Raw genomic sequence first — 12,251 nt, forward strand, 5'->3', positions numbered from 1 at the left:
CATGTGCTCAGTTTCTTGGTTACTCGACAAACACGGCTATCATCTGTTTTTTAACCGTGATGAACAAAAAAACCGCCCATTAGCGTTGCCACCTAAACAATACACGCAAGCTGGTGTTGAAGTGTTGATGCCGATTGATCCTGCTGGTGGAGGCAGTTGGATCAGTCTTAATGAATGCGGTTTGGCTTTGTGCTTGCTCAATAATTACCAAGGTAAAATCCCCCAAGGAACCGATGCCGAACGCTTAGTCAGCCGCGGTCAATTGCTGAAGCATTTATCCAGTCAAGTCAGTGTCGAGAAGGTTATCCAAGCGTTTACACAGCTTAATCTTCAGCAATTTGCACCATTCACTTTGCTTGCTTTCGACCCTAATTTAACTGATGTACAAGGCAATGTAATGGCTCTGGCGTGGAATGGTGAACAGAGCCAAATCGCGGTGACGCAATCGCCTCTATTTTCATCCAGTGTCGATTTAGAACAGGTGCAACACTACCGCTCGCAGCTCTATCAAGCTTTAATCGCCGAGGAAGATAGTGTGCAACAGCGACTAAAATTTCACGCCCACCACCATGAGGCCCATCCACATTGGGCACCCTGTATGTATCGTCAAGATGCGCACACCGTTAGCTTTACCTATTTACGCGTCACACAACAGCAGCAGTATATGACCTATATCTCAGGTTCACCTTGCTTACAGCTCAGTGAGACATCACTCCACCAGCAGCGCGATGAGATCGACAAAACCACGCCTTGGGTCGCCAATTTATGAGGAATCAACAATGAAACGTTTACTAGGACTATTACTGCTGTTTGTCAGCAGCGTGAGCCTCGCTGAGGATGAAATTTACACCAGCTTTCTGAGCAATAAAGCGCTGAGTGGCTATGACACCGTCGCCTACTTCACCAGAGGAGAGCCAGTAAAAGGCTCCTCCGATTTTTCGACCCTTTATAAAAATGCGCAGTGGTATTTTTCTTCAAAAGAGAACCTTGAACTGTTTCTGAATAACCCTAACCAATATGCGCCGCAATATGGCGGCTACTGCGCTTGGGCCGTCTCTGAAAAGAATGATTTTGCTCCGGGAGATCCCAATCAATGGGCGATTGTCGACGGCAAGCTCTATCTCAATTACGACAAAAAGATCAAAACATTATGGGATGCCAACCAAGCGGTGCACATCCAACAAGCCGATAAAAATTGGCCCAATTTAATTAAGTAGGAGCTACACCATGACGTTTAAAGCTAGCCAACATCTTCCCTCACTCTTGATTGCGTTTGTTTTTATTCAATCGCTTGTCTTTAAATTTTCCGGCTCTTACGAAACCAACTATATTTTTGGCACCTTAGGTGCGTGGTCTGGCCTCGGTTGGTTTGCTGTGTATGGCGGGTATTTAATCGGAACGGCTGAACTGATAGCCTCTATTTTGCTGTTTAGCCGCTGGCATGGCCTTGGTGCACTGATGAGCGTCGGCATTATGAGTGGTGCGATTTTCTTTCATTTATTTACGCCTCTTGGCATTGTGATGCCAGAGTTTAACCAGGTAGGAGAAGTGGTCGGCAATGATAGCGGCCTGCTATTTGCGATGGCTTGTCTTGTTTGGTTGTGTGCGGCTTTTTTGGTGCGACGTGATCTCAAAAACGGTGATGGTTTATTGCACCAGTGGTTGAATAAAGGAGTGTAATTATATGCTAGCCAGTCCTTTTCGTTTACCACGACACACTCCATTTGGCGTCGCAGAATCGATTGTTGAATGGGCCTCTGGGCTTGCAACACTGGATAAACTGTATCAGCAGCGTCCTGCCAAACCCTCTTGCTTTGAGTTTATGCGCTACACGCTAGCGGCACTCAATATCGAATATCGCCTTGCTTTGGGCTGCATCGATAACATTCCACAAACAGGCCCAGTGGTGATCGTCGCTAACCACCCGCTGGGCGCAATTGAAGGGGTGATATTAGCCGATTTAATTGGTTCAGTACGCACCGATATTAAAGTGCTGGCGAATCAGTTGCTAAAGCGCCTGCCTGAAATTAGTGAACTCTTTATCGGTGTCGATGTGTTCAATAGCAAAAGTGCTCGCAGCACCAATGCGCAAGCCATTCGAGATGCGAACCTTCATTTGGCTCAAGGTGGCTTATTGATTATCTTCCCCGCTGGTGAGGTATCTACTTACCCCAAAGGATCGCAAACACTGTCGGATATCGAATGGAGTCAATCCGTCGCCAAATTTGTTAAACGCGCCCAAGCCACCACCGTCCCGATCTTTATTAATGGTAAAAATAGCACTCTGTTTTATCAAGCGGGGCGAATTCATCCACTACTGCGAACGGCATTGCTCGGCCGCGAGCTACTGAATAAGCAGGCGCACAACATTGAAATTTCCATCGGCAATCCCATCCCCTATTCCGAAGTAAAAGCATTTGAACAGGAACGAGACATTGTTCATTATCTGCGTCTCAATACCTATTTAATGAGTGCAGCACCTTCCGCAACGCCATCCTCACCAGAGTTAGTGACATCGCCCCTTCCTATTATCGATGCACTTATTGTAGAGAAGCTTGAGCAAGATCTCGCCGCGCTGCCAAGCGAAAGCAAGCTCTTAGAGCAAGGTGATTGGATTGTCTATTGCGCCGCAAGCAAGCAGTTACCCCACATACTGCAAGAGATTGGTCGAATTCGTGAAGAGAGTTTTCGCGCCGTAGGTGAAGGAAGCGGCTTAGCTTGTGATCTTGATGAGTATGATCGTCATTACTACCAACTCTTTGTTTGGCACAAGAAAGACCGTCAAATTGTTGGAGCTTATCGATTGGGGTTAGTGGATGAACTGATAGCGAAGCAAGGGTTAGCAGGGCTCTATTCCCGTAGCTTATTTCAGTATGATGAAGCCTTCATCAACACACTCGATATCAGTATTGAGCTAGGTCGCTCGGTGGTTTCCTCGAAATACCAGCGCAACCTCAACTCACTGTTAATGCTGTGGAAAGGTATTGCTGCGTTTGTCGCGCGTCATCCACAATACACGCACTTGTTTGGCCCAGTAAGCATTAGCAACGATTACAGCCACACCGCACGACAATTAATGGCCGCAACACTCTCTATTCATCATTATGATCATGAAAAGGCAACCTTGGTTTCACCTTCCACTCCACTACGGAGCAATGGGAACACATTTTGGCAAACCAACTTGCTCTCCTCTTTGGCAAGCATTTCTCTGCTGTCGAAAGTGTTAGCAAAAATGGAAAATGGCAAGGGCCTTCCTGTATTGCTGCGCCAATATTTAGGGATGAATGGCAAGCTCGTCTGTTTTAATGTCGACCCCGCGTTTAACAATGCGTTAGATGGCTTAATTGTGGTGAACTTGAAACAAGTTCCGCTGCATACACTGGCAAAATACATGGGTAAGGAGCAAGCCAGCGCTTATTTGGATTCGACACCCGTCAGTTCAAAGCCCTCATAAACGCAAAAGCCAGCGAGTTATTCGCTGGCTTTAATTCTAAATGAAGGGGCTTATTTTAGAAGGCGTGCTCTAAATTGGCGTCCTTTCATCTTACCGCTTTCCATTTTCTTCAGTGCTTTTTTCGCCACCGATTTATGGACTGCAACGTAGCTGCGCATCGGTAACATGTTAATTTTACCGACATATTGACCGTCAATACCGTCGTTACTGGTCAACGCCCCTAGAATATCTCCCGGGCGCACTTTCTGCTTTTTACCGCCATCAATCTGGATAGTGACCATATTGGCTTGATAAGGCGCGTTGTTTAGCGCACTAGCATCAGGCAATTTAGCGGGTTCGATGGGCATATCCATATATTCATCAATCATCGCCACTCGGTGCATTTCACTGTCACTGAAGAAGCTAAAGGCTAAACCTTTACTGCCCGCTCGGCCAGTACGCCCAATGCGGTGCACGTGCACTTCAGGATCACGTGATAACTCAAAGTTAAATACCGCATCTAAGTTATCGACATCAAGGCCACGTGCCGCCACATCGGTTGCAACTAAAATGGAGATACTTTTATTAGCAAACTGCACCAAAGCTTGGTCACGGTCACGCTGCTCTAAATCACCATGCAGTTCCACCACACTAAAGCCCTTGTGATGTAGATCTTCAGCAACACTTTGTACTTCTTTCTTTGTATTACAGAACACCACGGCAGATTCAGGCTGATGGTGTAAAAGCAGTAGTTCTAACGCGCGATCACGCGCCTCTGTACCCTCTACTTTATAAAAATATTGCTGAATGCTGGACGTATCATGGGTGGATTCAACTTTGACCATTTCAGGCTCACGCATAATCCGCTGCGCAATTTGTTTGATTTGATTGGGGAACGTAGCACTAAACAGCAATGTTTGACGGCTGGTTGGCGTTTCATTGATGATCGCATCCAGCGCTTCTTGGAAACCCATTTCAAGCATTCGGTCCGCTTCATCAAGCACTAACGTATTGAGTTCAGAGAGATCGATACGACCTTTGTCTAAATGGTCAAGAATACGCCCCGGAGTACCAACCAAAATATGTGCACCGTGCTCTAACGAACCAATTTGTGGCCCCATTGGCATGCCGCCACACAAGGTGAGCACTTTAATATTATGAATGGCGCGGCCGAGTGTGCGAATATCCGTTGCGACTTGATCGGCTAACTCCCGCGTTGGGCATAGCACCAAAGCTTGAACGCGAAAACGCTTAACGTTGAGGTTAGATAATACGCCTAAACCAAACGCTGCTGTTTTTCCTGAGCCTGTTTTTCCTTGGCCAATCACATCCTTACCCGCCAAAATGGTTGGCAAGCTTAACGCCTGAATCGGCGTCATCTTGGTGTATCCCAAAGTATCGAGGTTAGAAAGAAGTTCTGGTTGTAGATTTACCGTTGAAAAAGAGAGATTACTCAAGAGACCGTCCTTTCGTTAGACGAAAATTAAACGCCTATTATCGTTATTTAACCTCGTGTGGCTAGTGAATCTTTATTTATCATTCATCAAGTTTGTAGCTTACTCTTAACCTTTGTTAATGAATCATGCACTTAAGCTTGATAGAGTAACGACATCCATTTTTAAAGGGGCACTACGATGATTACTTGGCACTGTCTTTCATTCTCACAATTAACCACTCATCAACTTTATGCGCTACTTAAACTGCGCGTCGATGTCTTTGTGGTCGAACAAACCTGTCCTTACCCTGAATTGGATAATAAAGATATTCAGCCGGGTGTTTTTCATTTAATTGGTGAACAGGATCAGCAGATTGTTGCCTGCGCGCGCTTACTCCCTGCGGGGATTAGCTACCCAAGTGTCAGTATTGGTCGCATTGCAACCCAAAAAGAAGCGAGAGGAAATGGCCTTGGCCACCAATTAATGCAGCAAGCATTAGCCGAATGCCAGAAGCTGTGGCCCAATCAAGATATTGAAATTGGTGCACAGCACTATCTTGCTAGCTTCTATCAAAGTTATGGTTTTCAACAAACGTCGGCGATGTATCTAGAAGATGATATCCCGCATATCGACATGCAGCTCAGCAAGTAAATAGCCCCCTTGATCAAAGCGTGTTATTTACTACGGCCAAATCCGCCATCTGAGCGCCTGAAAAACATCACTGATTGATCATTTTTCTCAAGTTGCAGGATATCGAGTTGCCCATCAGCCGCGAGTTTGAAGCGAACTAATTGGCCTTGGGTAATTTGGCTGAGCGGTTTGTCACTGCCTTCAATTTTGACTAAGGCATTAAGATCAGACATCGGTAAATCATTTGCCCGAAAAACCTGCGACAAAGTGTCCCCGTTTTTAACCGTGTACTCTCGCCAGAACTCAGATTTACGATCGGTTTGTTGAGGCGTTTTTTGTTCACTCAACCCAACCGTATTAATGCTGATTTCCACACGCTCACTACTTTTCGGTAGAGCGGCCTGCTCTGTTCGCTCAGGAAAAGGAATAATAATGAGCAAACACACTACTGGAACGATCGCTAATAAAGCGCGCTGGTGAAGCTTAGGCAGCGCCAGCCAAACTGTGCGAACACGTAAAATAAGGCCACGCCAATCGAATGCATGCCACTTCTGTTGGATAAACGCTAAATAATCAGTTTGCGGTTTCTTCTTGTGACGACGATTCATCTTAACCCGTCTCCTTTTCTGTCGAGCTACAGTATAAAAACTCAAGAGGGATCAGTATAGAGCCAAGGTGGCGATAACGTAAACGTTGACACAATCTTGAACATTTTTCTTTGGGATCTGCGATTTGTCACAACCTGAAGGTTCAATATTGGATATTTCCCATTAGCATTTCATCCCATGCTTGAAACTGATATCCTTTGGCACTTGTTTATTTACATAAAAAGAGTGACTGTTTATGTCTGAAGTAAAATTTGACACTGTAGAGCAAAAAGCAAGCTACGGTATCGGTCTACAAATGGGCCAACAACTTGCGGGTAGTGGTCTAGAAGGACTTAACGTTGACGCCATCGCCGCAGGTATCGCAACCGCATTAGTAGGCGACATGCCATCAATTGAAATTGATGAAATCAATAATGCACTGCAAGAGTTGCACATGCGTGCAGAATCTCTACGCCAAGAAGCTGCCAAAGCAGCCGCAGCCGACGGTGAAGTATTCTTAACAGATAACGCACTACGCCCTGAAGTGACCGTTCTTGAATCTGGTCTACAGTACGAAATTCTTACAGAAGGTACGGGGGATATCCCGACATCTGACAAGCAAGTACGTGTTCATTACCACGGTGAATTGACTGATGGTACAGTATTTGATAGCTCTGTATCTCGCGGTCAACCAGCTGAATTCCCAGTAACAGGTGTAATCAAAGGTTGGGTAGAAGCACTACAACTGATGCCTGTGGGTTCAAAATGGAAACTCTATATTCCACAAGATCTTGCCTACGGTGAGCGTGGCGCTGGCGCTGCAATTCCTCCTTTTGCAGCTCTAGTATTTGAAGTAGAGCTACTCGACATTCTATAAATAGAATTGATAGTGAGAAGGTTGGCATTCGCTGACCTTTTTTTATTAGTATTTCTTACTTAGCATCTATCAAAACGACACTACGCATACTTATCTGGTTAGCCCGTGTTCAAAGATAAAATCTACGCATACAAAAAAGCCGAGTATTACTACTCGGCTTTTTTAATTATACGAACTGATTACTCAGCAGCAGCTTCTACAGCTACTTCTGGGCGATCGACAAGCTCAATGTATGCCATTGGAGCTTTATCACCAGTACGGAAACCGCACTTTAGGATACGTGTGTAGCCGCCTTGGCGAGCTGCAAAACGTGGACCTAGTTCGTTAAATAGTTTTGCCACAACTTCGTTATCACGAGTGCGAGCAAATGCTAGACGACGGTTTGCAACACTGTCAGTCTTAGCTAGTGTAATCAAAGGCTCAACGACGCGACGTAGCTCTTTTGCTTTTGGCAAAGTAGTCTTGATAACTTCATGACGTACTAGAGAGCTAGCCATGTTGCTGAACATCGCTTTGCGATGACTGCTGTTGCGGTTGAGTTGACGACCACTCTTACGATGGCGCATGACCTAATCCTTCTAACTAGTATCGATTAATCTTCAGCGATAGACGCTGGCGGCCAGTTCTCTAGGCGCATGCCCAAAGATAGACCACGTGATGCAAGCACGTCTTTAATCTCTGTAAGAGATTTCTTACCAAGGTTTGGCGTTTTAAGTAGCTCAACCTCAGTGCGCTGTACTAGATCACCGATGTAGTGAATCGCTTCTGCTTTCAAACAGTTAGCAGAGCGAACTGTTAGTTCAAGATCGTCTACAGGACGCAGTAGGATTGGATCGAATTCTGGCTTCTCTTCCTTCTCCTCAGGTACACGTACATCACGAAGATCTACGAACGCATCCAATTGTTCAGCAAGAATAGTTGCTGCACGACGGATTGCTTCCTCAGGTTCTAGAGTACCGTTCGTTTCCATATCGATAACGAGCTTATCTAAATCAGTACGTTGTTCTACGCGAGCGGCTTCCACAGAGTAGGCAATTTTGTCTACTGGGCTGTAAGTAGCATCTACAAGTAGACGACCGATTGGACGCTCATCTTCTTCAGTATGGATACGAGCTGAAGCTGGAACATAACCACGACCACGTTCTACTTTGATACGCATAGCGATCTCAGCGTTGTCATCCGTTAGATGACAAATCACGTGCTCAGGGTTAGTGATCTCTACATCACCATCATGGGTGATGTCACCTGCAACAACAGGGCCCGAGCCTGATTTGTTTAGCGTAATGAACACTTCATCTTTGCCTTCGGCAACGCGAACAGCCAAACCTTTTAGGTTCAGAAGGATCTCAAGGATATCTTCTTGAATGCCTTCTTTGGTGCTGTACTCGTGTAGTACGCCTTCAATCTCCACTTCAGTTACAGCACAACCTGGCATTGAAGATAGAAGAATACGGCGAAGTGCATTACCCAGAGTATGGCCGAAACCACGCTCTAACGGCTCAAGAGTTACTTTTGCGTGTGTCGTGCTAATCTGTTCGATATCAACAAGACGTGGCTTAAGAAATTCTGTTACAGAACCCTGCATTGTGTCCTCTCTTTAGTTTAACCTTACTTAGAGTAAAGCTCGACGATCAATTGTTCGTTGATGTCAGCTGACAGGTCAGAACGCTCAGGCATACGCTTGAATGTACCTTCCATTTGGCCGCCATCTACTTCAATCCAAGTTGGTTTTTCGCGTTGTTCAGCAACTTCTAGAGCTGCTTTAATGCGAGATTGCTTTTTAGCTTTCTCACGGATTGCAACAACGTCGTTAACCGCAACATTGAAAGAAGGAACGTTTACAACTTTACCGTTAACTAGGATAGCTTTGTGGCTTACTAGCTGACGTGCTTCTGCGCGAGTAGCGCCAAAGCCCATGCGGTAAACTACGTTATCAAGACGACCTTCAAGAAGCTGAAGTAGGTTTTCACCAGTATTGCCTTTAAGACGTGCAGCTTCTTTGTAGTAGTTACGGAATTGTTTTTCTAGAACGCCATAAATACGACGAACTTTTTGCTTCTCACGAAGCTGAACACCGTACTCAGATAGACGACCGCGACGAGCGCCGTGTACACCTGGTGCGTTGTCAATTTTACACTTGGTATCAATCGCACGAATGCCTGACTTAAGGAACAAGTCAGTACCTTCGCGGCGGCTAAGCTTCAGCTTAGGACCCAAATATCTTGCCATGATCTTTCTCCAATCTTCCTAGAAACGTTATACGCGGCGTTTCTTAGGTGGACGACAACCGTTATGAGGGATTGGTGTCGCATCAACAATGTTAGTGATACGGAAACCAGCAGCGTTCAGTGCGCGAACAGTTGATTCACGACCTGGACCTGGACCCTTAACCATAACCTCTAGGTTCTTAAGGCCGTATTCTTTAGCCATTTCAGCACAACGCTCAGCAGCAACCTGTGCAGCGAACGGAGTAGACTTACGAGAACCGCGGAAACCAGAACCACCAGCAGTTGCCCAAGCTAGAGCATTACCTTGACGGTCTGTGATAGTTACGATTGTGTTATTGAAAGATGCATGGATGTGCGCTACGCCATCAGCAACTTGCTTGCGTACACGCTTACGTGCGCGAGTTGGTTGTTTTGCCATTGTACTCTATACCCTTCCGACTATTTCTTGATCGGTTTACGCGGACCCTTACGGGTACGAGCGTTGGTTTTAGTACGCTGTCCACGTAGTGGTAGACTGCGACGATGACGAAGACCACGGTAACAGCCAAGGTCCATAAGACGCTTGATGTTCATGGAAACTTCACGACGAAGATCACCCTCTACAGTGTATTTAGCTACACCATCACGCAGTAGATCGATCTGCTCTTCAGTTAGTTCACTGATCTTAACACTTTCAGCAATACCCAAATCAGCTAAGATAGCTTTCGAACGGGTCTTGCCGATGCCGTAGATTGCAGTTAATGCAATTACAGCATGCTTCTGATCAGGAATGTTAATGCCTGCTATACGGGCCACTATTCACTCCTAGTACTTATATAAGAAATTATCCGCAGCAAAGCCCGTCGAGGATACGCTGCGGCATACTACTTCTTTTGCACACAAAAGGTAGGCCGAGGAATATACTCGACCGACCTTTATATTTCAAGTAAAAATTTCTGCTAATTAGCCTTGGCGCTGCTTGTGCTTTGGCTCACTGCAAATCACGCGAACGACGCCGTTACGCTTGATTACTTTACAGTTACGACAGATTTTTTTAACGGAAGCACGAACTTTCATTGCTAAACTCCGTAAGTGAAATCTGAATTAACGGCCGTAGCCCTTCAGATTTGCTTTTTTCAACACAGAATCATACTGTTGGGACATCATATGAGTCTGTACCTGTGCCATAAAGTCCATAATCACAACCACTACGATAAGTAGTGATGTGCCGCCGAAGTAGAAACGTACGTTCCACGCGACCATCATGAACTCGGGAATCAGACAGATAAAGGTAATGTAGAGAGCACCCGCTAAGGTTAGTCTAGTCATTACTTTATCAATGTATCTCGCTGTCTGCTCACCTGGGCGGATGCCGGGTACGAACGCACCGGACTTCTTCAAGTTATCCGCTGTTTCACGAGGGTTAAACACCAACGCTGTGTAAAAGAAACAGAAGAAAATAATCGCTGCTGCATAAAGCATAACGTACAGAGGTTGACCAGGGCTAAGAGCCAAAGACACATCAGTTAACCAACCGAATGTGCTGCTCTCACCATTTTGACCAAACCACTGAGCTAATGTTCCTGGGAACAAAATAATACTCGATGCAAAAATTGCAGGTATTACACCCGCCATATTAATTTTCAATGGCAAGTGAGTACTTTGCGCTGCAAACACTTTACGACCTTGTTGACGCTTTGCATAGTTAACGACAATACGACGCTGACCACGCTCCATGAAAACAACGAAATAAATTACAGCAAAAGAAAGCACCGCAATTAACAACAGAAGAAGCACATGCAATTCACCTTGACGCGCTTGCTCAATCGTTTGTCCGATTGCCGAAGGCAATCCAGCAACAATACCTGCAAAAATCAAAATGGAAATACCATTTCCTATTCCACGCTCAGTAATTTGTTCACCTAACCACATTAAGAACATGGTGCCAGTTACTAAACTCACGGTAGCAATCAGGGTAAACATGGTTTGGTCGATAACAACCAGATTGTTGACCATGTTTGGTAAGCCTGTTGCGATACCAATAGCTTGGAATATTGCAAGTACAAGCGTGCCATAACGCGTATATTGGCTAATCTTACGACGCCCTGCCTCACCCTCTTTCTTGAGTTCGGCTAACGCTGGATGAACTACAGTTAGCAATTGGACAACAATTGACGCCGAAATATACGGCATGATGCCCAATGCTAAGATAGATGCACGCGAAAGAGCACCACCGGAGAACATGTTAAACATTTCAACGATGGTACCTTTTTGCTGTTCGAACAAATCGGCAAGTACAGCTGCGTCAATACCAGGAATCGGCACAAAAGAACCGGCTCGGAATACTAAAAGTGCACCAATTACGAATAATAAGCGCGACTTTAGCTCACTTAAGCCGCTCTGAGCACTACGAAAATCTTGTCCTGGTTTCTTAGCCATCTGTACCTCGTTCCTCGAGATTATTCCTCGATTTTACCGCCTGCAGCTTCGATTGCAGCTTTAGCGCCTTTAGTCACGCGAAGACCTTTCACAGTCACTGCTTTGCTAATCTCACCAGAAAGAACAACTTTAACATTTTCGATGTTCTTAGTGATTAGGTTAGCTGCTTTCAAGCTGTTTAGATCGACCACGTCACCCGTAACTTTCGCTAGCTCAGCTAGACGAATTTCAGCAGACACTAGGCTCTTACGAGAAGTGAAACCGAATTTAGGTAGACGTTGTTTTAGAGGCATTTGACCGCCTTCAAAACCTGGACGAACTGTACCGCCAGAACGTGACTTTTGACCTTTGTGACCGCGGCCACCTGTTTTACCAAGGCCAGAACCGATACCACGGCCTAGACGCTTAGGAGCGTGCTTAGAACCAGCAGCCGGTGATAGAGTATTCAAACGCATTCTGATTACTCCTCAACTTTAACCATGTAGTAAACCTTGTTGATCATACCGCGTACACACGGTGTATCTTCAAGTTCTACTGTATGGTTGATACGACGAAGGCCTAGACCACGCAAAGTAGCTTTGTGCTTTGGTAGACGACCAATTGAGCTTTTAGTTTGAGTTACTTTAATAGTTGCCATGGTGC

Annotated in this window: 17 protein-coding genes; 6 read left to right on the forward strand and 11 right to left on the reverse strand. The window is 45.5% G+C overall.

The features are described from left to right. The first annotated feature begins 1 nt into the window (after window position 1). The 4 genes from AACQ21_RS08560 to AACQ21_RS08575 are packed head-to-tail and all read left to right on the forward strand — an operon-like array spanning window position 2 to window position 3,454. Window positions 2-769 carry an NRDE family protein gene (locus tag AACQ21_RS08560; protein WP_105977611.1) on the forward strand — a complete coding sequence of 256 codons (768 nt, stop codon included), beginning with the start codon at window positions 2-4 and terminating at the stop codon, window positions 767-769. 10 nt (window positions 770-779) lie between these two features. After that, window positions 780-1,217, forward strand: a complete 438-nt coding sequence (locus tag AACQ21_RS08565; protein WP_105977612.1) for a YHS domain-containing (seleno)protein — start codon at window positions 780-782, stop codon at window positions 1,215-1,217. Between the two features lie 10 nt (window positions 1,218-1,227). Then, window positions 1,228-1,680, forward strand: a complete 453-nt coding sequence (locus tag AACQ21_RS08570; protein WP_013855934.1) for a hypothetical protein — start codon at window positions 1,228-1,230, stop codon at window positions 1,678-1,680. A 4-nt stretch (window positions 1,681-1,684) separates the two neighbouring features. Continuing rightward, window positions 1,685-3,454: a lysophospholipid acyltransferase family protein gene (locus AACQ21_RS08575; RefSeq protein WP_105977613.1), complete on the forward strand. Its 1,770-nt coding sequence runs from the start codon at window positions 1,685-1,687 to the stop codon at window positions 3,452-3,454. 50 nt (window positions 3,455-3,504) lie between these two features. Here the strand turns inward: AACQ21_RS08575 and dbpA are convergent, their stop codons facing one another. Then, window positions 3,505-4,890: an ATP-dependent RNA helicase DbpA gene (gene dbpA, locus AACQ21_RS08580; protein WP_017042859.1), complete on the reverse strand. Its 1,386-nt coding sequence runs from the start codon at window positions 4,888-4,890 to the stop codon at window positions 3,505-3,507. 177 nt (window positions 4,891-5,067) lie between these two features. Here dbpA and AACQ21_RS08585 point away from each other — a divergent pair, with 177 nt between their 5' ends. Further along, the gene (locus AACQ21_RS08585) at window positions 5,068-5,520 is read left to right on the forward strand and encodes a GNAT family N-acetyltransferase (RefSeq protein WP_013855931.1); all 453 of its coding nucleotides are present in this window, start codon (window positions 5,068-5,070) and stop codon (window positions 5,518-5,520) included. A gap of 23 nt (window positions 5,521-5,543) precedes the next feature. On the opposite strand, the gene AACQ21_RS08590 is transcribed toward AACQ21_RS08585, so the two are convergent. Continuing rightward, the gene (locus AACQ21_RS08590) at window positions 5,544-6,107 is read right to left on the reverse strand and encodes a LysM-like peptidoglycan-binding domain-containing protein (protein ID WP_026027801.1); all 564 of its coding nucleotides are present in this window, start codon (window positions 6,105-6,107) and stop codon (window positions 5,544-5,546) included. Between the two features lie 235 nt (window positions 6,108-6,342). Between AACQ21_RS08590 and AACQ21_RS08595 the strand changes: the two genes are divergently transcribed. Next, the gene (locus tag AACQ21_RS08595) at window positions 6,343-6,963 is read left to right on the forward strand and encodes an FKBP-type peptidyl-prolyl cis-trans isomerase (protein WP_010318783.1); all 621 of its coding nucleotides are present in this window, start codon (window positions 6,343-6,345) and stop codon (window positions 6,961-6,963) included. Between the two features lie 179 nt (window positions 6,964-7,142). Here the strand turns inward: AACQ21_RS08595 and rplQ are convergent, their stop codons facing one another. The 9 genes from rplQ to rpmD all read right to left on the reverse strand — a co-directional run bounded on the left by rplQ (window position 7,143) and on the right by rpmD (window position 12,246). After that, entirely contained in the window at window positions 7,143-7,529 is a 387-nt protein-coding gene (rplQ, locus tag AACQ21_RS08600) for a 50S ribosomal protein L17 (RefSeq protein WP_017042856.1), read from the reverse strand. Between the two features lie 26 nt (window positions 7,530-7,555). Further along, complete coding sequence (locus tag AACQ21_RS08605) at window positions 7,556-8,548, reverse strand: DNA-directed RNA polymerase subunit alpha (protein ID WP_010318781.1); 993 nt, start codon at window positions 8,546-8,548, stop codon at window positions 7,556-7,558. Window positions 8,549-8,571: 23 nt separating this feature from the next. Further along, entirely contained in the window at window positions 8,572-9,192 is a 621-nt protein-coding gene (gene rpsD, locus AACQ21_RS08610) for a 30S ribosomal protein S4 (RefSeq protein WP_013855928.1), read from the reverse strand. A gap of 27 nt (window positions 9,193-9,219) precedes the next feature. Continuing rightward, window positions 9,220-9,609: a 30S ribosomal protein S11 gene (rpsK, locus tag AACQ21_RS08615; protein ID WP_001118870.1), complete on the reverse strand. Its 390-nt coding sequence runs from the start codon at window positions 9,607-9,609 to the stop codon at window positions 9,220-9,222. A gap of 20 nt (window positions 9,610-9,629) precedes the next feature. Then, on the reverse strand, window positions 9,630-9,986 hold the full coding sequence (rpsM, locus tag AACQ21_RS08620) for a 30S ribosomal protein S13 (RefSeq protein ID WP_010318779.1): 357 nt from the start codon (window positions 9,984-9,986) through the stop codon (window positions 9,630-9,632). 147 nt (window positions 9,987-10,133) lie between these two features. After that, window positions 10,134-10,247, reverse strand: a complete 114-nt coding sequence (gene rpmJ / locus AACQ21_RS08625; protein ID WP_000868186.1) for a 50S ribosomal protein L36 — start codon at window positions 10,245-10,247, stop codon at window positions 10,134-10,136. Window positions 10,248-10,274: 27 nt separating this feature from the next. Next, entirely contained in the window at window positions 10,275-11,609 is a 1,335-nt protein-coding gene (gene secY / locus AACQ21_RS08630; protein WP_017046739.1) for a preprotein translocase subunit SecY, read from the reverse strand. A gap of 20 nt (window positions 11,610-11,629) precedes the next feature. Next, window positions 11,630-12,064, reverse strand: a complete 435-nt coding sequence (gene rplO / locus AACQ21_RS08635; protein ID WP_010318777.1) for a 50S ribosomal protein L15 — start codon at window positions 12,062-12,064, stop codon at window positions 11,630-11,632. A gap of 5 nt (window positions 12,065-12,069) precedes the next feature. Continuing rightward, window positions 12,070-12,246, reverse strand: coding sequence for a 50S ribosomal protein L30 (rpmD, locus tag AACQ21_RS08640; protein WP_004398455.1), 177 nt, complete (start codon window positions 12,244-12,246; stop codon window positions 12,070-12,072). Window positions 12,247-12,251: the final 5 nt, after the last annotated feature.

Origin of the sequence: Vibrio sp. V01_P9A10T6, assembly GCF_963877065.1 — a bacterium.
In the GTDB taxonomy this organism is placed as follows: Bacteria; Pseudomonadota; Gammaproteobacteria; order Enterobacterales; family Vibrionaceae; genus Vibrio; species Vibrio anguillarum.